General features: G+C 43.3%; 16 protein-coding genes. 7 read left to right on the forward strand and 9 right to left on the reverse strand.

From position 1 onward, the window contains the following. Positions 1 to 30: 30 nt before the first annotated feature. Positions 31 to 675 carry an arylesterase gene (locus SWP_RS08580; RefSeq protein ID WP_020912072.1) on the reverse strand — a complete coding sequence of 215 codons (645 nt, stop codon included), beginning with the start codon at positions 673 to 675 and terminating at the stop codon, positions 31 to 33. Between SWP_RS08580 and SWP_RS08585 the strand changes: the two genes are divergently transcribed. Then, positions 656 to 1,399: an ABC transporter ATP-binding protein gene (locus SWP_RS08585; RefSeq protein WP_020912073.1), complete on the forward strand. Its 744-nt coding sequence runs from the start codon at positions 656 to 658 to the stop codon at positions 1,397 to 1,399. The genes SWP_RS08580 and SWP_RS08585 overlap by 20 nt on opposite strands. Further along, complete coding sequence (locus tag SWP_RS08590; RefSeq protein WP_020912074.1) at positions 1,390 to 3,843, forward strand: ABC transporter permease; 2,454 nt, start codon at positions 1,390 to 1,392, stop codon at positions 3,841 to 3,843. The genes SWP_RS08585 and SWP_RS08590 overlap by 10 nt, the downstream gene beginning before the upstream one ends. A 52-nt stretch (positions 3,844 to 3,895) precedes the next feature. Here SWP_RS08590 and SWP_RS08595 read toward each other — a convergent pair whose 3' ends face one another. After that, positions 3,896 to 4,798 (reverse strand): TIGR01777 family oxidoreductase, encoded by a 903-nt coding sequence (locus SWP_RS08595; RefSeq protein WP_020912075.1) that lies wholly within the window; start codon positions 4,796 to 4,798, stop codon positions 3,896 to 3,898. 388 nt (positions 4,799 to 5,186) lie between these two features. Between SWP_RS08595 and SWP_RS08600 the strand changes: the two genes are divergently transcribed. Beyond that, the gene (locus tag SWP_RS08600; RefSeq protein WP_020912076.1) at positions 5,187 to 6,269 is read left to right on the forward strand and encodes an AI-2E family transporter; all 1,083 of its coding nucleotides are present in this window, start codon (positions 5,187 to 5,189) and stop codon (positions 6,267 to 6,269) included. Between the two features lie 5 nt (positions 6,270 to 6,274). Further along, the gene (locus SWP_RS08605; RefSeq protein ID WP_020912077.1) at positions 6,275 to 7,189 is read left to right on the forward strand and encodes a class I SAM-dependent methyltransferase; all 915 of its coding nucleotides are present in this window, start codon (positions 6,275 to 6,277) and stop codon (positions 7,187 to 7,189) included. A 1,423-nt stretch (positions 7,190 to 8,612) separates the two neighbouring features. Here SWP_RS08605 and SWP_RS08610 read toward each other — a convergent pair. The 3 genes from SWP_RS08610 to ackA all read right to left on the reverse strand — a co-directional run bounded on the left by SWP_RS08610 (position 8,613) and on the right by ackA (position 12,979). After that, positions 8,613 to 9,074 carry a hypothetical protein gene (locus SWP_RS08610; protein WP_020912079.1) on the reverse strand — a complete coding sequence of 154 codons (462 nt, stop codon included), beginning with the start codon at positions 9,072 to 9,074 and terminating at the stop codon, positions 8,613 to 8,615. Positions 9,075 to 9,539: 465 nt separating this feature from the next. After that, complete coding sequence (gene pta / locus SWP_RS08615; RefSeq protein ID WP_020912080.1) at positions 9,540 to 11,684, reverse strand: phosphate acetyltransferase; 2,145 nt, start codon at positions 11,682 to 11,684, stop codon at positions 9,540 to 9,542. Positions 11,685 to 11,782: 98 nt separating this feature from the next. Then, positions 11,783 to 12,979 carry an acetate kinase gene (ackA, locus tag SWP_RS08620; RefSeq protein WP_044556352.1) on the reverse strand — a complete coding sequence of 399 codons (1,197 nt, stop codon included), beginning with the start codon at positions 12,977 to 12,979 and terminating at the stop codon, positions 11,783 to 11,785. 368 nt (positions 12,980 to 13,347) lie between these two features. On the opposite strand from ackA, the gene yfbV reads away from it, so the two are divergent. After that, the gene (gene yfbV, locus SWP_RS08625) at positions 13,348 to 13,791 is read left to right on the forward strand and encodes a terminus macrodomain insulation protein YfbV (protein ID WP_020912082.1); all 444 of its coding nucleotides are present in this window, start codon (positions 13,348 to 13,350) and stop codon (positions 13,789 to 13,791) included. A gap of 12 nt (positions 13,792 to 13,803) precedes the next feature. On the opposite strand, the gene pflA is transcribed toward yfbV, so the two are convergent. The 3 genes from pflA to SWP_RS08640 form a co-directional block, all read right to left on the reverse strand. Then, positions 13,804 to 14,544: a pyruvate formate lyase 1-activating protein gene (gene pflA / locus SWP_RS08630; RefSeq protein ID WP_020912083.1), complete on the reverse strand. Its 741-nt coding sequence runs from the start codon at positions 14,542 to 14,544 to the stop codon at positions 13,804 to 13,806. Positions 14,545 to 14,610: 66 nt separating this feature from the next. Further along, positions 14,611 to 16,893, reverse strand: coding sequence for a formate C-acetyltransferase (pflB, locus tag SWP_RS08635; RefSeq protein ID WP_020912084.1), 2,283 nt, complete (start codon positions 16,891 to 16,893; stop codon positions 14,611 to 14,613). A gap of 551 nt (positions 16,894 to 17,444) precedes the next feature. Beyond that, positions 17,445 to 18,977 carry a DUF3360 family protein gene (locus tag SWP_RS08640; protein ID WP_020912085.1) on the reverse strand — a complete coding sequence of 511 codons (1,533 nt, stop codon included), beginning with the start codon at positions 18,975 to 18,977 and terminating at the stop codon, positions 17,445 to 17,447. A 944-nt stretch (positions 18,978 to 19,921) separates the two neighbouring features. On the opposite strand from SWP_RS08640, the gene focA reads away from it, so the two are divergent. Further along, positions 19,922 to 21,484: a formate transporter FocA gene (gene focA, locus SWP_RS08645; protein ID WP_020912086.1), complete on the forward strand. Its 1,563-nt coding sequence runs from the start codon at positions 19,922 to 19,924 to the stop codon at positions 21,482 to 21,484. Between the two features lie 60 nt (positions 21,485 to 21,544). On the opposite strand, the gene SWP_RS08650 is transcribed toward focA, so the two are convergent. Further along, positions 21,545 to 22,459 carry a LysR substrate-binding domain-containing protein gene (locus SWP_RS08650; protein WP_020912087.1) on the reverse strand — a complete coding sequence of 305 codons (915 nt, stop codon included), beginning with the start codon at positions 22,457 to 22,459 and terminating at the stop codon, positions 21,545 to 21,547. Positions 22,460 to 23,022: 563 nt separating this feature from the next. Between SWP_RS08650 and yfcC the strand changes: the two genes are divergently transcribed. Further along, entirely contained in the window at positions 23,023 to 24,501 is a 1,479-nt protein-coding gene (gene yfcC / locus SWP_RS08655; protein ID WP_044555799.1) for a putative basic amino acid antiporter YfcC, read from the forward strand. Positions 24,502 to 24,573: the final 72 nt, after the last annotated feature.

A 24,573-nucleotide genomic window follows, 5' to 3' on the forward strand; every position in this document is an offset into this window, starting at 1 on the left:
TTTGCTTCAACTACTTTGTTGTTTTTTATATTATTTAGTGTCACTTTCCGTCGCTTGTTGTAACCATGGCTGCATAAACTCTGCGATTTGTGGCTGGGCCTTTGCATTTGGATGGATCCCATCTCTTTGCATCAACGTACTGTCAGTGATAATCAACTCCATAAAGAACGGCATTAAGGTAATATCATGCTCGGCAGCGAGTTCTTTATAAACGCTTGATATCTGAGATGCATAGCGTGGGCCGTAGTTAGGCGGTACCATAATTTCACTCAGTAGCACTTTTATCTGTTTATCTTGGGCAAGCTCGATGATTTTTGTAAGATTATTTTTCAGCTGCTTAGGCGGAAAACCACGAAGACCGTCGTTGCCGCCAAGTTCAATTAGCAGTACCTCAGGGCTCGCTGAGTCAAGCAGGGCGGGCAGTCTGCGTAATCCACCCGCTGAGGTTTCGCCACTAACAGAGCCATTAATGATGGTATGGTCGGGCATTTTTTTGCGGAGAAGATGCACCCAACCTTCATTTTCCGGCATGCCATAACTTGCACTTAGGCTGTCACCTAGGATTAATATAGGGGCAGCACTTAGCGGGAAACTGCTGAAAATAAATAATAAGACAAAACCGAGTCGTCGGTTTTTAAGGTCTAAGAAGGGTTTTATGTCTGAAAAAAGCGCCATATCAGTAAGCCACCTAGTTAAATCAGTTAATACTCAAGAGGGAGAACTGACTATCCTCAACGGCATTAATATGGATGTCAAGCAGGGAGAGAGTGTTGCGATACTTGGGCCGTCCGGTTCTGGTAAATCAACACTACTAGGCTTGCTTGCAGCACTCGACTCTCCGAGTCAAGGCTCCATTTTGCTTGATGGTGTGGCATTGGAGACTCTGAATGAGGAATCTAAGGCTGCACTTCGAAAGCAAAAAGTAAGCTTTATTTTCCAATCTTTTATGTTGGTCGATACCTTAAATGCACTTGAGAACGTTATGTTACCCGCAGAACTTGCTGGGATCCCAAATGCGAAAGACAAATCTCAAGCGATGCTAGAGCGTGTTGGATTAAGCCATAGATTGAACCACTTCCCTAACCAATTATCAGGTGGGGAGCAACAGCGAGTGGCGATTGCCCGAGCTTTCATCTGCGAGCCCAAAGTGTTGTTTGCTGATGAACCGACAGGCAATTTGGATTCAGCCAATAGTGATAAAATTGCCGACATGCTGTTTGAACTAAACCGAGAGAGCGATACCACGTTAGTGTTAGTGACTCACGACATGGTTTTAGCAAGCCGTTGTCAACGTCAGTTTATGATGGATTCAGGTAATTTAACGGAGAAATTGTCGGCACCAGCTGATGATGACGTGCTAGATGAAACAATCGCTGAAGAGGCAAATTCATGGAGCTAAAATTAGCATGGCGGCTTTTTAAGCGGGAACTGTCTCAAGGACAGTTGCTGCTAATTATTTTGGCAATCACCTTGGCGGTATTGTCGGTGACAGGTTTAGCGTCTGTGAGTGAGCGGTTGCAGCTTGCTATTAATGGTCAGGCTTCAAAGTTTATTGCAGCAGATAGAATTATAAACTCTCCAAAGAAGATCGATCCTGCAGTGCTTGCTATTGCGGATGATATTGGTTTATCGCGCGTCACCAGCATGCAGTTTAACTCTATGGTTTATGCTGGTGACGAGTTTCAGCTTGTCACTGTTAGAGCGGTTGAAGAAGGATACCCGCTTAAGGGCAATATTGAGCTAAGTACTGGTGTGGCGCAAGGGCTACCTAGTGCCGACAATATATGGTTTGAAACCCGCCTTGGTGGTTTGCTTGGCTACCCAAAGCAAATTGAAATTGGCAATGCTAGCTTTGGCTTGTCAAAAGAGATTGTCCGTTTACCTGATGCTGGTTTTAACCCATTTGCTTCATCGCCTGTGGTGCTGATGCGTATTGAAGATGTGGATAAAACACAAGTGATCCAACCTGGCAGTCGGGTTACTTACCTGTACCAATTTAGCGGTGATAGTGCGAAACTCGATGCCTTCGAGCAGCAAGCTAAACCGCTGCTCAATACCAGCCAACGTTGGGTTGATGTGCAATCGGGTGATTCGCCAATTGCCAGCGCGGTGAAACGAGCTGAGCGTTTTCTGTTGCTAGCAAGCCTCCTCGGAATTGCTTTGGCTTGCGCCGCGATAGGTATTGCTGCGCAGCGCTACTGCCAGCGGCATTATGATGTGGTGGCAATGCTCAAAACTTTTGGCGCTTCTGCGAAACAGATAAGAGTATTATTTGGCACTCACCTGTTGCTGGTTACTGCTGTTGGTGTGGTGCTTGGACTTGTCGGTGGTTTTGGGTTGGACCGTGCTATTACTTCTTTTTTACCTGCAGAAATAGCGGCGTATAGCCCACCAATCAGTCGACCTATCTTATTGGGTATTGGCACTGGTTTTATCAGCGCCTTTATGTTTTCAGCCTATCCATTAATGCGCTTACTAGCTATCCCACCACTTAGGGTGTTGCAGGGACATCTTGAAGGATTACAGTTAGGTATGTGGCTGCACTTTCTGCTTAGCTTAACTGCAATGGCGATATTGGGTTATTTATACTCCCAGAGCCTACCATTAACTCTCACCGTTGTTGCTGCTGTTTTATTGTTAGGACTTTTGCTCAGTGTGTTAGGTTTCTTCATGATCCGTCTAGGTCATAGCGTCGGCATGAAGACCACCAACCCATTGCAACTCGCATTGGCTGGACTTCGACGCCGAGCAAGACAAAATGCAGTGCAATTAGTCGGATTTAGCAGTGCGTTGGTATTGTTATTGACCATATTTGCGCTCAGGCAAGATATCCTAAATGAGTGGCAGAAACAGCTACCAGAGAATGCGCCCAATTACTTTTTGGTAAACATTGCTCCGGAAGAAACCAATGCCATTGCCGATTTCTTAAAGCCACATGTCAAAATCCCGCCAGTGATTTATCCGGTGATAAGAGGCCGCTTGACCGCGATTAATGATGAGCTGTTAATTTCATCAGAGCAAAAGAAAACGGGCGAGGAGGGACGAGTTGGGATCTCTCGTGAGCTTAATTTAACCTATCGCGATAGCTTGCCTGAGAATAACGAAATAATATCAGGCAGCTTTAACCAAGATATTAATGATGTTTCAGTCGAATCTGGAGTGGCTGAACGACTTGGTTTGGTACTCGGTGACAGTTTAACGTACACCATCGATAACCAGACTTTAACGGTTAAGGTTGCCAGTATTCGTGAAGTGCACTGGGAAACGCTACAGCCTAATTTCTTTATGATCTTCACCAAAGAAGCCTTAGCGCCGTTTGCTTATACTTCAATGTCGAGTTTTCACCTTGAGGATTCTCAACGGTCAGTTATTTTATCCTTGATAAAACAGTTCTCAACCGTATCAATTATTGATGTTGGTGCGATGGTGATGCAACTGCGACAAATCATTGAGCAAGTGTCATTGTCGTTGACACTTGTGATGGTGCTAGTCCTACTGGCAAGTGCGTTAGTGATGATAGCGCAAACAGAAGCTGGAATGGCGAGTCGTCAGCGCGAGTTGGCGGTGCTTAGAACATTTGGCGCGTCAGGTTGGCTGCTTCGAGCCGCAACCGGCTTAGAGTTTGCTTTGCTGGGAACTATTGCCGGAGTATTAGCCGTTATTGTTGCTGAATTTACTTTGTATCTACTAAAGACCCAAGTATTTGAGCTTAATGTGTATATGCATTGGCCGTGGTGGGCAATTGCACCACTGTGTGGTGGATTGGTTGTAGCCTCATTGGGGTTGTGGCGTTGTCGTCAACTACTGAATAAGTCTTGTGGAGAGCTACTTAAAGCACATTAATAGTGGCTATGCATTAAAAAGGGATGCCGTTAGTGCATCCCTTTTTCTTTTACTATTTGAAGATTTCGCTAAAAGCATCATCAATATTTGTATAGCGAAATTCAAACCCATCAGCGAGTGCTTTTTGCGGCACCACATATTGCCCATCAATGAGTAGCGTCGACATCTCACCTAATGCCAGCTTCAGTGCGAATGCCGGTGCCGGAATAAAAGTAGGGCGTTTTAAGGCTTTACCCATTGCATCTGTAAACATCTGATTGCTTATTGGAGTGGGGGCGCAGCCATTATAAATACCGCTGCAATGCTCATTACTCATCATAAACTCAATCAAGCGGATGAGATCGGTTTGGTGGATCCAACTCATCCCTTGTTTACCGTTTGCGATAGGACCACCCAAGCCGAGTTTAAATGCCGGCAGCATCTTAGCTAACGCGCCGCCGTTAGCGCCAAGTACCAGTCCGATACGCACAATACATACACGGGTTGCATTGCTAACAGCATTCTGCGCTGCTTGCTCCCACTGAGCGCAAACTTTATGGGTAAACTCATTTTGGCTTTCTTTGCTCAATTGAAAACGCTCATCGATATGTTGCTCGTGTTGACGGCCGTAAAAGCCGACTGCAGAGGCGCTAATAAACGTGCTCGGTGGATTGCGACTTACCTTGATGAGCGTTGCAATTTTGGCTGTAATTTGCCAGCGACTTTGGCAAATTGCCTGTTTCTGGCGTTCAGACCAACGTTTACCTGCTATGGGCTCGCCCGCTAGATTGATCACAACATCAAAGCCATCTAAGTTTGCTAAACAGTCGAGATCGCTGAGGTAGTGGTGGGCTGCACCTAGCTTTGCTGCTGTGCGCTCAGGCGCTCTAGTGAGTATGGTTAACTTATGCTCACTTAGATGTTTAACCAATTGACTGCCAACAAATCCACTGGCGCCGGTAATTAATATTTTCATAGGCTTTTGTTTTTAAGGGGTCTTAATAGAGTTTACGCCAAATGTGGCAAATAGGATCTCTCTAACTTTATCCTTATTATAAACGTTGCCGAGTTGACTCTGCTTTGTATACTAAAACGCCTTGTATTGTAACGGAGGAGAGCTTAATTTTATGGCGCCGTGATTGCTATCTACTTGAGTTGAAACTAAAGCGGTGATTTCTATAAAATCATGCGATAATTCAAGCTATTATTTATTTTCAGTCAGTAGATGAATATTTCAGCTGTCTATAAGTGGCGAGTTTACTGGTTAAACTTGGCATTTTAGCTGTGGAACCTTAGGATAGGGTTCTTATCTTTATTCATTGCTGTAAATTGTAATTTAATTATGAATCAACAAGGATTTATTAATGGGCCGATTTGAGAACCAAGGCGTGGCATTTAAAGGCTTTGCCATCTCAGCATTTATAGTGGTGATTTTGGCAGGGATAAAAACAGCAAGCCCAATAGTGGTTCCTTTTGTGCTGTCGGTGTTCATTGCGGTGATCTGTAATCCGGTTATTAACTGGCTCACTCGTCATAAAGCACCCAGAGGGCTCGCGGTATTAATGCTAATGGTATTTATTGTCTTAATGGGATTGTGGTTGGCTTCATTAGTTGGCACCTCGATTAACGAGTTTTCAAAACAGTTGCCGTTTTATCGCGATCAGTTAATTGAACAGTTTTCTTGGATTGTAGATAAATTAGCCGCGCTGAATATTCAGATCTCCAAAGAGCAGATTCTAGCTTATTTTGACCCAGGTATTGCGCTGTCAATGACCACCAATATGTTGACTGGCGTCGGCAGTGTGATGGCGAATCTGTTTTTGATTATTTTGACTGTTGTGTTCATGTTGTTTGAGTCAAATGGTTTTTCAAGAAAGATGCACCTTGCACTTGATGACCCTGATATGCGACTAAAACAGATAGACCGTTTTCTACACTCGGTTAATCAGTATATGGTGATAAAAACGCTAGTCAGCTTGGGGACTGGTTTTATTGTCGGGCTCGGTTTGTACATTATTGGCGTTGATTATGCGCTGCTGTGGGGAGTGATTGCTTTTCTATTTAACTATATCCCCAATATCGGTTCGATTATTGCCGCAATTCCTTCGGTGTTACTCGCGTTCATACAGATAGGTCCAGGCGCTGCGGGCGCTGTTGCTCTGCTTTATTTAGGTACGAATACTATTATGGGGAACGTGGTAGAGCCGCGTTATATGGGCCGTGGTCTCGGCTTGTCGACTTTAGTGGTGTTTTTATCATTAATATTTTGGGGATGGTTACTCGGCTCAGTCGGTATGCTGTTGTCTGTACCATTAACCATGATCGTTAAAATAGCGTTAGAGTCTAGTCAAGATGGCCGCTGGCTAGCAGTGCTGCTGGGTGATGATGTCGCCGAAGATGAAGTTGAGTCCGATGACAGTTTAAAGATAGAACAAAGCAAAAAGTGAGTTAAATGCAGTTATTTATTGAAGCAATAAAAGACCTTACCTTTGGCGAGGATGTAGGCCGTTTATTTCACGGCCGTGGTGGGTGTTATCAAGGTGCGGAGCATCTTTGTTTAGATTGGTTTGCCCCTGTAATTTTGTTAACCAGCTTTAAACCATTGACTGATGATGAGCTTTCAGTCATTACCGAGGCGTTAGAACAGCGTTGGTGTGAGTTAAAAGGTGATACACCAATTAATTTAGTTTTTCAGTATCGTGCTGGTGGTGAAACTCATACCAACATACTAAAAGGTGAAGTCCCTGAAAAGCACGTAGTGACTGAAAATGGTGCACAGTTTCAAGTGCACCTGCTTAAAGGGCAAAATCACGGCTTATTCTTAGATATGAGTAACGGTCGCCAGTGGGTTCGTGAAAACAGTGCGGGTAAGAAGGTACTTAACCTATTTGCTTACACCTGTGGCTTTTCCGTTGCTGCGTTGCAAGGAAAGGCCGCTGAAGTGGTTAACATTGATATGAGCAAAGGCTCATTGTCGATTGGCAAGCAAAACCATCTGTTAAACGGCTTTGGCTCTGGGGCACGCTTCTTGAGCCACGACATTTTTAAATCTTGGGGAAAGCTCACAAAACTTGGGCCTTATGATTTGATCATTGCCGATCCGCCTAGTAATCAAAAAGGTAGTTTCGTGGCAACTAAAGACTATGCTCGATTGTTGAAACGCTTGCCCAGCTTACTTGCGGCCGACGGTGATATTCTTTTGTGTCTCAATGCTCCTGAACTTACTATCGATTTTCTAAAGGGGCAGGTGGCAGAGTACAGCCCTAGTTTAAAGTTAGAGCAGCAGTTGCAGAATCCATCGATGTTTAATGATGTTGATCCCAACAAGGCACTGAAAGTGTTGCGCTACAAACAACAGAGCGATTAAGTCGCTTGGTAAAAGATTACAAAGTGAAAAGGCCAAACAGCATGTTTGGCCTTTTTTGTTTCTGAGCTAGGCTGTTTAATACCAATCAGTATAAGAAGTTGATCTACTCAGAGCGTTTTTGGCACGCTAATTCAAGGCGAATAAATGACATAATGGTTATTCCCTTATGAGTTTATTCAACGCAGAAGTAGCAAGCCAAAAACACTCCTAAAGGCGAGTTTTAGCGGCTTTGATGCTGCGTTAATGAATTTGAACGTAGAATAACTATGCTCTTCATTCATTGCTAACCACATGGATGTGGTGAATGTCATTAATGCAGGAGCATTTAATGACCTTACCTCAAAGTCGCTAAACTCTCGCTGAGCGATCAAATCTTTATACTGATTGGTATAATACCAATTGCATTGACAGTTTGACCATTCAGCGGGAATTCAAAACGCTGTAGGCAAGTAGTGGGATTTGAGCTAATCGTTATTCTCGGCTCTGGCATCCTGCTTCGCTCTCGATAATTGCTCCTGCATTATTCTACCTTCGACCATCCTTGGTCTCGTACCTCCTAAATCTGACCGCCAAGGAGGGCCGGAATGCCTTATTTTGTATGGAACAAAATAGACCATTTAGTCGTATATCCAAATCCTATAATGAAGCATAAAACGTTTTGCCAATTTGTTTAACCTCAGCCGCACTTCGTGAGCCCCTCAGTCTTTCCACTTCTGCTTTGCATTGTCTTAAAAGGGAATGACCATTTCTTTACCAAAGCGCTTTTGAATTGAAAAGGCTGAGGGGCTCTGAACTGGTTAAATACTTAATGCAATTGGTATAAACGTTCGATAAGGACAGATTACTCCTGTAGGGAGCTTAGCTTGGTACAACCGCTGTGCATTGTTATACGCGACAGGTTATTCAATAGAGATGATTAAGAAATAGTAGTAGATGTTTCCACCTTGTATACTTTTTGGGTTTATAAAAGTGGCTGTTTAGTGTGAAAGTGAATTAAAAAATGAAAGGCTTTCAGTTTTTACGACGTTAATTCACCTTTTTAAGGCTGAATGTAGCGTTTTAGGCTGTTTTTTCATTTTAAACTGAAAGTTTTCTGTAAGTGATGCATTAATCCTGTTATAATTATCGACAGAAACACTGCAAAGTTGGCATGTTTTAAGAAAGGCAAAATGTCACACTATTGATGACATGCTTTTGTACCCTACACCTAAATCAAAGATCCGGAGTCGTTATGGAAGTTCAGGAATATGAAGGCGCATATTATCAACTGCAAGATGAGATGTTAGAGTCTCTACCAGTTGAAATGGATGAAGAAGCATTTTTGGATTAGGATAGCCATAGATAGAACGATCTGATATCAGTTTTATCTAGAAAAAATAGCAACCATAGGGTTGCTATTTTTGTTTGTAAGTTTTGTCAGCATCTAACCATTTACATTTCTTTTTTCTGGTACCACTTCGGTAATAATCCACTTCCCTTTGCGTTTATTCAAGCGCAATGTTCTATCATCCACCCAAAACTGCCCGCCACGCAAGCCCATAATCTTTACGATTACGGTGACATCTTCAGTCGTTTTTCGAAAAAAATCGATATCAACTTCATCCACTTCCATCTCAACGTCGGTTAACGACAAATTGAGTACATGTCGTTGTACTGAAGCGGCAATGTAATAGTGTGACAATATATCCTTCATTGAATCATCGACGAACAACTTGGCTTTCTCTACGTCACGTTCGACATAGATTGCATTTAAAAAACCGAGAGAGGAGAGTTCAGGTGTTCGCATAGAGGGAATTGACGGATCAGCCAATACAGACTGGCCGGCGGTATTGTCGCAAGCAGAAACGCTTAAAAGTGACACAATAAGAACAAGATATTTCAACATAAGTTTTTATTATTGGATTTTTTAGCAGTATCACGATAATCCGGCACTAACGCAAGATTTTACTGCTAGATCTCACGCAAAGCTTGACCTAGATAAAGATCTAAGGCATATCTGTATAGATAACTTAGAAAGGTTATCCACAGAATCTGTGGACAAGTGTGTTGAAGACTATTTTTAGTTTGGTTAAGTTATTAATATATCAGCGTTAAATTGACTGGTTATTTTTTGACGCATTCTCAGCGTGTTTATTATTTAGGCTGTTAAATCTAAGTAAAACGACCAATTTGGTCATAAATTAGATCGTAACGATCCTTATTTAATGAAACAGGTATCGCTTGATTCTCTAGTTAAAAAAAAGCCTGCATGAGCAGGCTTTTTTAGTTTACCGATTTATTTAATCAATATCGAAATGTCATCGCTCTGCGAGTGTATAGCGCCCCAGAGTCGATTAACCTCGTATATTGTTTAGCTTTCGTTTTGCGAAGCCTGAATAGCGGTAAGCGCGATGGTGTAAACAATATCATCGACAAGTGCGCCACGTGATAGATCGTTTACAGGTTTGCGCATACCTTGCAGCATTGGGCCAATAGAGATCAGGTCAGCACTTCTCTGAACCGCCTTATACGTGGTATTACCGGTATTGAGGTCAGGGAATACAAATACAGTTGCTTGACCTGCGACTGGGCTATCAGGTGCTTTAGAGCGAGCGACATTCGGCATAACCGCGGCGTCGTACTGTAAAGGACCATCAATCACTAGATCTGGGCGTTTTTGTTTAGCAATGCGAGTTGCTTCACGCACTTTATCAACATCAGAACCAGTTCCTGAACTACCAGTAGAGTAACTGATCATTGCTACACGTGGATCAATGCCGAATGCGATAGCCGATTCAGCGGACTGAATAGCAATATCAGCTAACTGCTCAGCATTTGGATCTGGGTTAATGGCACAATCACCATAGACTAAGACTTGATCTGGCATCAACATGAAGAAGATAGAGGAAACTAAGCTTGAGCCCGGCGCAGTTTTAATTAACTGCAGTGGCGGACGAATAGTATTGGCCGTGGTATTAACCGCGCCAGATACGATACCGTCTACTTCTCCCTGAGCAAGCATCATAGTCCCAAGAACCATGTTGTCTTCTAATTGCTCTTTGGCAACGACTTCGGTTAAGCCTTTATTACGACGAAGTTCTACCATAGGTTCAACATAACGACCACGAGCAGCTTCGGGCTCAATGATCTCTACGCCTTCACCTAAAGTTACACCTTGCAAAGTCGCAATACGTTCAATCTCTTCACGGTTACCCAGTAACACACATCTAGCAATACCGCGTTCAGCACAGATGCTGGCAGCTTCGATTGTTCTTGGTTCATCACCTTCAGGTAAAACGACTGTTTTACGAGCGGCGCGGGCAAGTTCTGTTAGCTTGTAACGGAATGCTGGTGGTGACAAGCGATGTTCACGTGGTGAGTTTTTAGTAATGCTCTCAACCCAGCTTTGATCAATATGTCCGGCCACAAACTCTTGAACCTGTTCAATACGTACGGCATCGTCTACAGGAACTTCATGGTCAAAACGTTGAATATTAAGCGAAGTTTGCCAAGTATTAGTATCGATTAAGAACACGGGTAAGCCCGTTTCAAAAGCTTGCTCGCAAAGTTCCATAATTTGTGGCTCTGGCTCGTAACCACCCGTTAGCAAGAGTGCACCAACTTTGATGCCGTTCATTGAAGCAAGGCAGGCTGATACGATGACATCACTGCGGTCGCCTGAAGTCACTAGTAGCGAATCAGTCTTAATATGGGTGACCATATTTGGAATACTGCGGGCACAGAAGGTTACTTTACGCATACGGCGAGTGTTCATTTCGCCTGCGTTGATTATCTTTGCGCTGAGGTGCTTAGCAAGATCAGAAGCGCGTGGTGCCACTAGGTCTAGATTATAAGGCACGCTACCTAGAATACGTAATTTACTCTTACCTGGCAGTTGGAACATGCTTGCGGCATCAGGACGTTGAACACTGTCGTGATCAAATACTTCTGATAAGTCTGGGCGTGCACGGCCTTCGTCATCTACAGGGGCACCGATCTTGTTGATAATCGCGCCAATAAGACGTTTGTTTTTATTTCCGCCCCATGAGTTATGCGAGATCTCCAAGCGGTTCATTAATGCTGTTGCACTTTCATTACCTGGGGTGGCGACAAAAATCACGTCTGCATCTAACGCTTTAGCAATCGCATGGTTGACATCACTTGAAAACGGGTGATTACGCGTTTGTACTAAACCTTCAACAATTAGTGTTTCTGTATCATCTGCAAATTCAGTTGCACGGGCAATAATTTGCTCCATCAATACATCTGTCTTATCTGCACGGATCAGGTTTTCTGCATGGTCCATCTCAAACGGTTCGAGTGGATTAACCGTTGGGGATTTGCTTAAAATTGTGGTTGAACGCTCAGGTCCACGATCGTTTGGGCGTTGTTGGGCGATTGGCTTGAAAAAGCGAACTTTAACACCGTGGCGCTCTAACGCACGAACCATTCCTAAACTAATTGATGTTAACCCTACACCAGTCCCTACAGGGATGAGCATAATGTTGCGAGACATAAATACCTCTTAAAACTCGAGAACGCCACAAAAGTATGGCAGTAAAAATCTGTTCAAGCAGCTCATCAAGTGAGCTGCTTTATGAAAATGTGTAAGTGTTACTTAATTAATGCAACGGCATCTTGAGCAATAACCCATTCTTCATTGGTTGGGATCACCATAGCCACTGGACCTTCGTCTTTAGTGATTTTCCCCTGCTTACCGAAACGTGCCGCAGTGTTACGCTCTTTGTCGACTTTAAAATTAAAGATCGCTAATGAGTTAAGCACTTTCTCACGAATAACGTCAGAGTTTTCACCGATACCGCCGGTAAACACGACGGCATCAAGACGCTCTAAAGGAACAGTGTATGAAGCGATGTATTTTGCTAGTCGGTAACAGAAGATCTCAAGTGCTAGGGTGGCACCTTTATGACCTTTCTCGTACCCTTCTTCAATGCCGCGGCAATCATTGGTTAGCTCTGAAATACCTAGTAGGCCACTTTGCTTGTTGAGTAGGTTGTTAACTTCATCCAATGTGTAGCCAAGACGATTAACTAAGTGGTAAATAATTGATGGATCCATATCGCCACAGCGCGTGCCCATGACTAGACCTTCAAGCGGAGTCAAGCCCATAGAGGTATCTACACTCTTACCGCCTTTAATTGCAGTAACAGATGCCCCGTTCCCCAAGTGAGCACAAATAAGGTTCGTATCTGCTTCATCTTTACCTAAAGCAGCTGCTGTTTCACGGCTAATGAATAGATGGCTAGTACCGTGCATGCCATAGCGGCGAATCGCATTTTCGCGGTAAAGTTTGTACGGTAGGGCGTAGATAAAGGCTTTTTCAGGCATCGTCTGGTGGAAAGCCGTATCAAACACCGCCACTTGTGGTAAATCTGGGAATGATGCTTGTGCAGCACGAATACCGATTAAGTGAGCCGGGTTATGCAATGGCGCTAATGTGGCACAATCTTCGATGCCTTGAACCACAGACTCGTCAATGATCACTGAGTGAGTAAACTTTTCACCACCGTGTACAACACGGTGGCCAATGGCTTGGATCTGCTCGGCTATTTGAGGGTGTGCACCTAAGATGTTGTTTACGATGTATTCAACAGCTTCTCTGTGCGCAGTAAATGCACCTAAGCTGGCATCTTGTTTAGCGCCGTTAACTTTCCACTTAATCCGTGAGTCTTCAAGACCGAAACACTCGGCTAGACCTGAAATTTGGTCATCACCAGTTAGCGCATCAATAATCGCAAACTTAAGAGATGAACTACCACAGTTAAGCACCAATACCAGTTTGTTTGACATGTTTAAACCTTTCGCAATAAGTAATGAAATCGTTTGATTCACTGAATAATACCAATCGGTATAAGTAGTGGGTCTACTCCTTACAGGCGAGTTTTAGCGACTTTGATACTGCGTTAATGAGCTTGAGCGTAGAATAACTATGCGCTTCACTCACTGCCTTGCCTCAAAATCGCTAAACTCTCGCTGAGCGACCAAATCTTTATACCGATTGGTATAACAATAACTTCTATGGCAACTATAGGCCGAAGTCGTAAAATGTGCCCTGTAAAAGAGCGAAAATCTGTTGCTTACCAGGCATTGAGCCTTGGGGCAAGCCGAGTGTTTGTGCTAGAGTTAGGCTTGTTATTGATTTTTAATAGGTGCCATTCTTGAGCATTCAAGTTCTCAAAACCTTAGGTGAAGGCCGTCGTTATATGAAGACTTGGCCTATGGTTAGACAACTGAGTTTTTATTTTCCTGAGTACCGCGTTATGCGCGCGACTCAAATTGCTTTGCCTTTAATGCCGCTGCTAGCGGTGTTGGCTGGTGCCAGTCAGTTATATCTGCATGGCTGGGATTACTTACCTCAAGCAATCACTATTGCATTGTTCTTTATTAGCTTACCGATCCAAGGCTTGCTATGGTTGGGTTGGCGCTCTTCTCACCCTTTACCGTTAACCTTGTTGGACTGGGGTAATCAGTTATCAAATAAGCTATCGCAAATGGGTGTTAACTGCCGGCCTTTAGGTGCTAAAGCTTGCTATTACGATATGGCGCTTATATTAAAAGCGGCATTCGAACGTTTAGATGCAAGTTATTGGGAAGAGCTTTAGCTCGGCAAACATTTAATAAATCGCATTAATACCCATATCAATAAAGACTTGCTTTATCTTCTCCATCGTTTCGGTAGTTGGAGGAGAGATTTGATTGAGTTCATACTCTTCACCCATCGCTTCCCACTTATGTTTACCTAATTCGTGATAGGGCAGTAACTCCACTTTTTCCACATTGGTCATTGGTTTGATAAATTCGGCCAATGCTTGTGCCGATGGCATATCATCGGTAAATCCACCTACAACCACATATCTAATCCAAGTTTTTTGGTTTCGTTTATGCAAATGTTCGGCAAATTGTAATGTACGTTGGTTGCTGACTTTAGTTAAATCAATGTGTTTTTCATCGTTTATCTGTTTAATGTCAAGCAACACCAAATCGGTGTTATCAAGTAACTCATCAATAATTGGAGTATATTTGCGGACAAAACCATTGGTGTCTAAGCAGGTATGAATACCTTCTTTTTTACAAGCTTTAAAAAGTTCTGCGACAAACTCTGGTTGTAACACCGCTTCACCGCCGCTGGCTGTAACACCGCCACCGCTGGCTTCTAGAAAAGGTCGATAGCTAATGATTTGGCTCATTAGCTCATCGACTTTGATCTCTTTACCGCCGTGTAGATCCCAAGTGTCGCGATTATGACAGTACTGACATCGCATCAAGCAACCTTGCATGAAGGTGATAAACCTTATGCCGGGACCGTCTACGGTGCCAAAGGACTCTAATGAATGAATCCGACCTGTTACTGTCATTATTACTCCTTGTGAGGCTAGGGCAGCACCTTGCTACGCTAGCCGAATCAACACATTAAACCGACGTTATAGACCTTTAGTAAAGGTACGAGTGATCACGTCTTGTTGCTGCTCTGGTGTCAGCGAGTTGAAGCGTACCGCATAACCGGAAACACGAATGGTTAGCTGTGGGTACTTATCAGGGTTAATCACTGCATCTTCAAGCATTTCACGATTCATTACGTTCACGTTTAGGTGTTGGCCACCTTCACGACTGTCGTTATGAGCAAAGTAACCATCCATTAATGCTGCAAGGTTAGCTTTACGGCCATCTTCATCTTTACCTAACGCATTAGGAACGATAGAGAAGGTGTAAGAGATACCGTCTTGTGCATGAGCAAAAGGTAGTTTAGCAACTGATGTTAAAGAAGCAATGGCTCCTTTTTCATCACGACCATGCATTGGGTTTGCACCTGGTGCGAAAGGCGCACCTGCTTGACGTCCGTCAGGTGTGTTACCCGTTTTCTTACCGTAAACCACGTTAGAGGTAATGGTTAAGATAGACTGTGTAGGAATCGCATCACGGTACATTTTCATGCTGCGGATCTTAGCCATGAATCGCTCTACAAGCTCAGTTGCTAATTCATCAACACGTGCATCGTTGTTACCAAACTTTGGATAATCACCGCTGATATCGAAATCAACAGCAATGCCATTTTCGTCACGAATTGGTTTAACAGTACCGTATTTAATTGCAGAAAGTGAATCTGCTGCAATTGATAGACCTGCGATACCACATGCCATTGTACGACGAACATCTCTGTCGTGAAGCGCCATAAGTGCGGCTTCGTAAGAGTACTTGTCGTGCATGAAGTGAATAGCGTTCAAAGCTGATACATATTGGGTTGCTAACCAGTCCATCATGGTGTCTAAGCGACCCATAACGTCATCGAAATCTAAAACTTCATCTGTGATTGGCGCAAACTTAGGACCAATTTGAGTCTTAAGTTTTTCGTCAACACCACCATTGATGGCATAAAGCATCGTTTTAGCAAGGTTGGCACGGGCTCCGAAGAACTGCATGTGCTTACCAACAACCATTGGGCTCACACAACATGCGATAGCATAATCGTCAGATTCGAAATCTGGACGCATTAAGTCATCGTTCTCATACTGTATAGAGCTAGTATCGATAGATACTTTAGCTGCATACTTTTTAAAGTTAAGCGGTAACTGCTCAGACCAAAGTACAGTGATGTTTGGTTCTGGGCTTGGGCCCATGTTGTACAAAGTGTGCAGGAACCGGAAGCTAGACTTAGTCACTAAAGTACGGCCATCTAGACCCATACCCGCGATTGATTCTGTTGCCCAGATTGGGTCGCCAGAGAATAGCTCGTCGTACTCAGGAGTACGTAGGAAACGAACCATACGTAGCTTCATCACGAAATGGTCAACCATCTCTTGTGCTTCTTGCTCTGTTAATACGCCTGCGGCGATATCGCGCTCGATAAAGATATCAAGGAAGCTTGAAGTACGGCCCAATGACATTGCTGCGCCATTTTGGCTCTTAACTGCCGCAAGGTAACCAAAGTAAGTCCACTGAATCGCTTCTTTAGCGTTGGTAGCAGGCTTTGAGATGTCGAAGCCGTAGCTTGCAGCCATCTGCTTCATCTGACCCAGTGCTTTATGCTGCTCTGCGATCTCTTCACGAAGCTGCATGGTGTAAGATAGGTTTTCGCCTGTTTCGAAGTCAGCTTGAAGTGAACCGAATTGAGCAAACTTATCCTGCATTAGGTAATCGATACCGTATAGCGCGATACGGCGATAGTCACCAATGATACGACCACGGCCATACGCATCAGGCAAACCTGTCAATACACCCGATTTACGGCAACGCATAATTTCAGGCGTATAGATATCGAATACACCTTGGTTATGTGTCTTGCGTAACTCTGAGTAAACATACTTGATGTTAGGATCCAGTTCGCGGCCATATGCAGCGCAAGACCCTTCAACCATGCGGATACCACCATTAGGCAGCATTGCACGCTTAAGCGGAGCTTCAGTTTGTAGACCGACGATTGTTTCTAGGTCTTTAGTGATGTAACCCGCTTCATGAGAAGTGATTGTTGACACTTTATCAGTATCAAAATCAACAGGGGCGTGGGTTCGGTTTTCTTGCTTAACGCCTACCATTACTTTATCCCAAAGCTCTGTCGTCGCTTCGGTTGCATCTGCTAAGAAAGACTCATCGCCTTCATAAGGAGTGTAGTTAGCTTGAATAAAGTCACGCACATTGACTTCAGTTTTCCAATCGCCTGGCGTGAAACCTTCCCACGCGTTTGCAAACTGTTCAGTTTTTTCGGTCATCGTACTAATACCTTCTGTTTGAGATAAAGGTTATTGGCAGTTACAAGGTTTATCGTTTAACCCTAACGACCAATAGCTAATGCTTAAACGTTTCGAAGGCCTTAGCCTGTTGTTGAAACGTTTTCGAAGTGATTTCACTTCGCAGGAATTTGTTTGTTGATATCCACAATCGAATCAAAATCTATTTTAAGAAAGCGGCTATCTAAATTGGTAAGACCAATTTACCGTAAGTATATTACCATAGGCTTACTGAGCCTGCACTCTAATCCGTAGCCAATTACTGCGTATTTATTGAAACTGTTAACAAGATAGCATTTATTAAACAATTTAATGTTTGCATATACACTCGATGTCAGGTAATTGACTAGTTGGTCTATTTTTCGCAAGCTTTCTATCGTGAAATCTATATTGAACTTTACTTCTGATTGCTTAGCAGCCCACAGCAACGCATGAATGTAATTTGTTACTTATGGAGAGTATCAAGCTTATTGATAAAAATTATAGATGAGAAAAAGGCGAAGAGAGTGCAGGGCTCTCTTCGCCAGTTCATTTTAAAGTAGAGCAGGTATACCCGTTATCATGCCAACAGCTAACATAGCCGCTAGACAAATAACAAATGCGAGTCCAGGGATGACCATACGATCGGTGAACGATAATGATTTCGCTCGTTCTTTATCACCAATAAGACCATTATTGTCGAGGAACATGGTTAATGCCCATGCAAGCACAGGGTTTGCGACGAATGCTGCAAAGATACATATACCTGCAGATTGGCTATTTTTAGTATCTTTCACCATCTGCATACCAGCTTCAAGTAGTGGTAAAAATACTCCAACTAATAGCGCAATCGACATGACTGGTCGCCATACGGTAACGTCCATTGGGTAACCAATCACTGCGACTAAGATACACATTATTCCGAGTAAAATAGCACCTGCAGGTATTGGACGTTTCGCGATAGCAGCAGGGATCATGTATGTCCCCCAAGATGAGGTAATGTTACCGCCACCAACTGCTGTACCGACAATCTGGCGAACCGAACAGGTCGTCATAGTATCATCAACATCCATTAATACCTTTTCTGAACCTTTTGGATAATTAAGCTCTTGGAAGATGCGGTGTCCTAGAAAATCGGGAGACCACATAGCAACAGCTAAGATTGCGAAAGGTAAAGAAGCGATAAAGTGTTCAAGATTTGGTAAGCCTAACTGCCAGCCGTATTCTGTTGAACCCCACCAGTACATAGGGTTTAAGTTAGGGATCCCAGGTTCGGTCACAAACTTAAGGTCAAGTCCTGCACCTAGTGCAAAAGCGAGCACTATCGCGGCAATTGAACACAGTGGAATAGCTAACCAACGCTTACCAACTTTAGCAAGGTAAGAATATAAGATGACGTTAGCCAATAGGATAAAGAAAGCCACATAACCTAAGCTGTAATCCAGAGCATGCTTGGCTTCAAGTCCGCCAGCCCAATCAAAGAGCGAAGTGATCTGACTCTTTGCTCCCATGAAACCTAGGAATACTAACAATCCGCCGGCAACCCCACTGCTGGTCAAATTAACGAGCCGCGATCCCCCTTTGAAGTAACTGAGGATAAGACCGAACACGCCAAGCAAAATAGCGAGTGCCAGAGGGTGGGCACCTGCTAAGGCAATGGCACCAATAAGCGGGATCATTGGTCCGTGGTTGCCACCAAGGTTAGCCCGAGGGTTAATGAATCCTGAGCTGATAATACAAAAGAGTAGCGCGGGGATAAGCATTTCAACCCGTACGACTTGGATTGCGAACTCTGCACCTAAATTGACATGCTCCCAGCGTTCAGAGAGACCCGATGCCCATGCTGCCATTACAGCTGAATACATTACGGTTATACCGATAGTCCCCGCGATAGCTGGGACTAAATCTTCCCATTCAAAGCGAAAGTCTCTACCAGGGAGGTTAAGCCCCCAGCGTTTAGGCTTCATGATTTTTAATTCATTATCCAAATACTCTTCGCGGGTATTGAATTCTGATGCGGGACGGTGAAGTGCTTGGTAGCTCTGATCTGAGCTTTCTACTGCTTCATTCTTTACTGTTTCAGGCATAATTTCTCATTCTCCGAAAAGAACTTAGGTTATTCATCGGGATTTATGACAGTTATTTAGTTGTTCCCTGTTAATTAACAACTTGCATCGCTATAAGTGTAGTCGACTTCAAGTCTTTGTTAACGCATCTGTAACAGCAAATGTTCAGCATCAATCATGCGAAATGCAGGTTACATGGGTAATCCGTTACTCAAGCTAAATTGGTAAGACCAATTTACCCAAAAGATCTTAACATAGTAACCTAGGTACAACATCAAGTATCAAAGTTATTGAATGTGGTGTTTGATTAAATTGAGAGCGACTTAACAACTTATACAGTGATGACTAAATAATCTAATAATAGGCATGCTATTTGCCTTAGTGTCTAGATCAATAAAAGCTGGTTTTTAGCCCAATAATTAACCATTAGTAAAGCTGTCATGTTTGCAACCGCTTTAGTTCACAAGAACTGGGCATTTATCACACCAAATTAAGCGCGAATTGTGATCTGCGCCGCATCATGGTTGTTGCTCGCTTTTATTTCAAATCATTATGTAAAGGCCTGTATCAGCTTTCACGACAAATCGGGCGTCGATTACCGACTACGACACGTTGATTCTTTATCAAAGTACACAGTTTCGTTTAGGTCACTTTGTTAATACTTAGCTATCCCCGCCAAAAAAATCATTTCTCTGGATGTAAGCTAACTAGATATCGGTGTCATAGAAAGTATTTTTAATACAGTGCCTTATTGGTGTTTGTCTGTTCTGGTAACACAATTAACATCTTTAGATGTTCCTTTTTAAGTATCAAAATTAATGATAGAGCAAATCATTAATATCAAATTTTATTGTGTCATTGCTTCGGGTAATTTGTGTTTAGAACAAGGGTACGTTTTGAATAACTGGAGTATGGGATGAGTGTAGGTCTATTGACTTACTGTTACGTGACAGTAAGGAGGCAGCATGGCGGAAAATAGCCAAACAAAACGGCTGCCGATAATTGAGCAAGTAGAAAGCCATCTATCACAAAAAACTGCATTGAAGCCGAGTATGTATCAGCAAGCAGAGCGATATGGAGCGGATAAAGTCGTAAAGGCCCATTGGCAGTCTTTCGGTTTAGCTGTGTTTGCTGGCGCATTTATCGCATTAGCATTTGTGTTTTATATCACTGTAACGACAGGCAGTACCGGGCCTTGGGGCTTAATGAGGCTGGCTGGAGGCTTAGCTTTCAGCCTTGGGTTGATGCTGGTAGTGATCTGTGGTGGTGAGCTATTTACCAGTACAGTGTTAAGCAGCGTCGCTTGGGCACAAAAACAAGTTTCTACGCTGTCTCTGCTTAAATGCTGGGGGCGCGTGTATGTCGGTAACTTTATTGGTGCAATGCTAATGCTGTTACTAATTGTTGTCGCCGGAATGCAGAATTTAAATGAAAGTCATTGGGGACTCAACGCACTTAATATCGCCCAACATAAGTTGCATCACGGTTGGTGGCAAGCTTTCGTGCTGGGTATGCTCTGTAATATGTTGGTATGTCTTGTTGTTTGGATGACTTTTTCCAGTAAAGACGCATTAACCAAAGCGATATTACTGATGTTGCCTGTGGCGATGTTTGTTAGTAGTGGCTTTGAACATAGTATCGCTAACCTATTCATGGTGCCTTTAGGCATAGTGCTAGCTAATATTTCAGACCCTGCTTGGTTTGCTGCGCTCAATGTCACTCAAGAACAATTTAGCGACCTAACAGTGACTAACTTTATTCTCAATAACTTAATACCGGTGACGCTTGGCAATATTGTCGGCGGAGGCCTGTTCGTTGGTTTAGGGTACTGGTTAATTGAGAAAGCTAACCCAAGTCCATCTCTGCACGTAATGACCCAACATAAACAGTCGGCCTTGGCTGAAGTCATTTCATTAGCAGATCTCGAAAAAAATAATCAAACACATTTCGTAGAACAAACCTTTGCTGAACCTTCACAGGCGCAAAGTCCTAAAAGTGCCTATCTATCTTCTGGAGTAAAGAATATGCCTAAAACAATACAAAAACTGAATGTAAGCGACCTAATGAATCCTGCTCCATTTACACTAACTGCTGACATTTCCATATACGAAGGATTAAAGCGTCTCACTGAAAGTGCGAGCCGTGGCGCGCCTGTTATTAATGAGCAGCAACAGTTACTTGGTTTTGTTTCTCAACAAGATCTTTTACGCAGTTTATGGTCTGAAGAGTTCGCCCGTGGCGTAAGTTTTAAAGTCGCAGATCTGATGCAAACCCAGGTATTGACGGTATCGCCGTCGGATGCGGTTGCCGATTTGATAGAGCTTATGGTTGTTGATAGAGAAAAATTATTTCCAGTTAATGACAGCGGAATGCTGATTGGCAACACGTTCAAAAGTTACGAAGAGCGTTTAAGAGGGGCTAATGCTAGTAAACCTAGCGTATTCCCTGTGGTTGAAGGCGGCATATTATGTGGTGTTATTACGCGAGAAGATATCGCTCAAAAAGTCTGTCAGGTTTATAAATTCTAAGCATATTTTGAGCTTAAGAAAGGGCAAGGAGGAGATGATTTCTCCTTGCCTAATTTCAACTTAGCGGTTTTTTTTAACTGCAACTCTATTACGGCTTAAACGTCTGGCCTCGGTAATAACACAATCTCTAAGTGGATTCTCACCTGCATCATTGCGCCATACAAATGAAAGATGGCGTTGCATGTTTAGCTCTGGTGTTGATAACACCACTAACTCTCCATTGGCAATCTCTTTCTCTACATCTAAATAGGGCAAACTACTTAAGTAGGGACCATTCTTGACAAGGGCCTTAAGCAGAGATACGTATTCATACTCTTTCCACACATGCAGTTTCTCAATGATGCCATGGATTGCACCTTCAAAAATGCGTCTAGTGCCTGCTCCTTGCTCTCGAAGCACCCATTTGGCTTGTTCTAGTTGCGCTAAGCTTGCTGATTTTGATTTCGCATAGGGGTGGTGAGGTGATGATACCACTACAAGGTGATCATCGAGCCACTGTTCTTGATGCAGTCGACTATCGTCGTTGCGTCCTTCGATTATGCCAAAATCGTATTCATAATTTAGTAAGCCTTCAATCACGTTTTCAGTATTTTCTACCATCAAGTCAATGCGCAATTCGGGGAAATCGGTATCAATTTTGCTGATAAGTTCGGGAAGTAGGTGTTCAGCCGCTGTTTGGCTAGAGCAGATCCTAAATCTACCGCTTATAAGATGTTGTTCATGCAGGCCTAATTCAATTTGCTGAGCATCTTGTAACAGGCGTCTGGCTTTTGGACGCAGCCAGTTACCCCAGTGGCTTAGGGTTAAACGATTACCCTGACGAGTAAAGAGCGGACGCCCAAGTAAATTCTCTAACTGTCCCAACGACATACTTACAGCTGATTGCGTCATCGACAGTTTTCTAGCCGCAGCACTGACACTTTCGAGACTGGCAACAGCGTCGAAAACCATAATTTGTTTAAGAGAATACTTCATTGTACCTACTGTTTTCCTACTCGAAAAATATCCAAAGGGAAACTATCAATTTATTTGATGGTCATTAAGTATGATTCTAGGTGGTGAGCAAGTACCAAACAAGCCAAGTTGACGTTAGCAATGAATAACTTAGATTAGGTTCACTATTCTATATATAGTGTGATACTGATGCATTCATTGTTATATCAATAAGGTAACCTACTTGAGTGAAAATTGTTGCAAGTATGCTCTCCTTCTCTGTAAAGCCAGTTTCTCCACTTCTTCAACATGACAACTTGATTGATTTAGGCCTTCATTTAGCTCATTCTTTTTGTTGAAACGCCTGTTCAGTGGCATCGTTTTAGGCCTTTCCTATAGAGGGATATGGGCATAGGTTCATTTTTTAGCGACTGCCGATTAACCACCCATAGATAAAGCACAGACATTGGTTTATATTTGCTGCCAAATAACAACAATACGGCCATCAAATGCACCAAGTTCCCCCTACTCAGCAACAACCTTCAACCACAGAGCCAATAGTCGCTAATAGCAGTAGTTCTCAAACTGTAAATAGAACGTGGCAGATGCCTGATACCTTGGTGATCATTTTCTTTGTGGCACTGTTTGCCGCTGTGATGACTTATTTTATTCCTGTTGGCTCATTTGAAACACAACAGGTGAGCTACGTGATTGACGGCGTAGAAAAGAGCCGCAGTGTGGTTGACCCCAACTCCTTTGCTTACCAGTTAAACGATGATGGTCAACCTATGCTGCAGCCGGTCAGTTTATTTGCCGGCGGTGGAGGCACTGGTTTTTTCAATTTCGCTTTTGAAGGGCTTGTATCTGGCTCTAAGTGGGGCAGCGCTATTGGTGTCATCATGTTCATGCTCGTTATTGGCGGTGCCTTTGGCATTGTGATGGCGACAGGAACCATCGATAATGGAATTTTAAAACTTATCGATAAAACCCAAGGTAATGAAACTCTTTTTATTCCGGTTATCTTTACCCTGTTTTCTCTGGGCGGGGCTGTATTTGGGATGGGTGAGGAGGCGATAGCCTTTGCGATTATTATCTGTCCATTAATGATAAGGCTTGGCTATGACGGCATTACCACTGTCATGGTGACCTATGTTGCCACTCAAATAGGTTTTGCGAGTTCATGGATGAATCCATTTAGTGTGGCGATAGCTCAAGGCATTGCCGATGTTCCAGTGTTATCTGGTTCAAGCGTGCGTGTTGCTATGTGGTTAGGTTTTACACTAATGGGGCTTATATTTACTATGCGCTACGCCGCGAAGATAAAAGCTAAGCCAGAGCTCTCATACAGTCATCAAAGCGATCAGTATTTTCGTGATAATGCGAGTGATGCGAAACTCGATAGTCGCTTTAACATAGGTGACATTCTAGTGTTGTTAACCATTGTTGCAACAGTGGCCTGGATTATCTGGGGCGTGGTGGTTAATGCCTGGTTTATCCCTGAAATAGCTAGTCAGTTTTTTGCAATGGGCATTGTTGTCGGCATCATCGGTGTTGTCTTTAAGCTTAATAACCTGACAGTTAATAAGGTTGCAGTGAGCTTCAAGCAAGGGGCATCTACTATGCTTGAGCCAGCTGTTTTAGTCGGCTGTGCATCGGGAATACTATTATTACTCGGAGGTAGTAATGCCGCTAACCCTAGTGTACTCAATACTATACTGAGTAGCTCTGGTGAGTTTATTGGCCAGTTGCCAAGCGTGATGTCAGCATGGTTTATGTTTGTGTTCCAGGCTGTATTTAACTTTTTTGTGACCTCAGGTTCAGGGCAAGCAGCGCTGACAATGCCGTTGATGGCACCGCTTGCTGATATTGTTGGAGTCACTAGACAAGTAGCAGTGCTGGCGTTTCAATTAGGGGACGGTTTTACTAATGTATTAGTGCCGACATCAGCTTCATTGATGGCCACTCTAGGAGTTTGCCGAGTCGATTGGGGCCAGTGGCTTAAGTTTATTTGGCGCTTTATGTTGGGGCTGTTTTTGGTCTCTAGCCTGATTGTTATTACTGCCCACTACATGGGGTTTAGCTAAGCTATTTTGCCAACATTGAATTGAATTAGTTAAGGCAATAAAAAATGGCACCCTAAGATGCCATTTTTTTAT

The sequence above is a fragment of the Shewanella piezotolerans WP3 genome, assembly GCF_000014885.1.
GTDB lineage: Bacteria > Pseudomonadota > Gammaproteobacteria > Enterobacterales > Shewanellaceae > Shewanella > Shewanella piezotolerans.

Excerpts from the sequence above, each read along its gene's own strand:
- SWP_RS08585 (WP_020912073.1), top strand. The coding sequence starts at position 656 with ATGTCTGAAAAAAGCGCCATATCAGTAAGCCACCTAGTTAAATCAGTT.
- SWP_RS08580 (WP_020912072.1), bottom strand. The coding sequence starts at position 675 with ATGGCGCTTTTTTCAGACATAAAACCCTTCTTAGACCTTAAAAACCGA.
- SWP_RS08590 (WP_020912074.1), top strand. The coding sequence starts at position 1,390 with ATGGAGCTAAAATTAGCATGGCGGCTTTTTAAGCGGGAACTGTCTCAA.
- SWP_RS08595 (WP_020912075.1), bottom strand. The coding sequence starts at position 4,798 with ATGAAAATATTAATTACCGGCGCCAGTGGATTTGTTGGCAGTCAATTG.
- SWP_RS08600 (WP_020912076.1), top strand. The coding sequence starts at position 5,187 with ATGGGCCGATTTGAGAACCAAGGCGTGGCATTTAAAGGCTTTGCCATC.
- SWP_RS08605 (WP_020912077.1), top strand. The coding sequence starts at position 6,275 with ATGCAGTTATTTATTGAAGCAATAAAAGACCTTACCTTTGGCGAGGAT.
- SWP_RS08610 (WP_020912079.1), bottom strand. The coding sequence starts at position 9,074 with ATGTTGAAATATCTTGTTCTTATTGTGTCACTTTTAAGCGTTTCTGCT.
- pta (WP_020912080.1), bottom strand. The coding sequence starts at position 11,684 with ATGTCTCGCAACATTATGCTCATCCCTGTAGGGACTGGTGTAGGGTTA.
- ackA (WP_044556352.1), bottom strand. The coding sequence starts at position 12,979 with ATGTCAAACAAACTGGTATTGGTGCTTAACTGTGGTAGTTCATCTCTT.
- pflA (WP_020912083.1), bottom strand. The coding sequence starts at position 14,544 with ATGACAGTAACAGGTCGGATTCATTCATTAGAGTCCTTTGGCACCGTA.
- pflB (WP_020912084.1), bottom strand. The coding sequence starts at position 16,893 with ATGACCGAAAAAACTGAACAGTTTGCAAACGCGTGGGAAGGTTTCACG.
- SWP_RS08640 (WP_020912085.1), bottom strand. The coding sequence starts at position 18,977 with ATGCCTGAAACAGTAAAGAATGAAGCAGTAGAAAGCTCAGATCAGAGC.
- focA (WP_020912086.1), top strand. The coding sequence starts at position 19,922 with ATGGCGGAAAATAGCCAAACAAAACGGCTGCCGATAATTGAGCAAGTA.
- SWP_RS08650 (WP_020912087.1), bottom strand. The coding sequence starts at position 22,459 with ATGAAGTATTCTCTTAAACAAATTATGGTTTTCGACGCTGTTGCCAGT.
- yfcC (WP_044555799.1), top strand. The coding sequence starts at position 23,023 with ATGCCTGATACCTTGGTGATCATTTTCTTTGTGGCACTGTTTGCCGCT.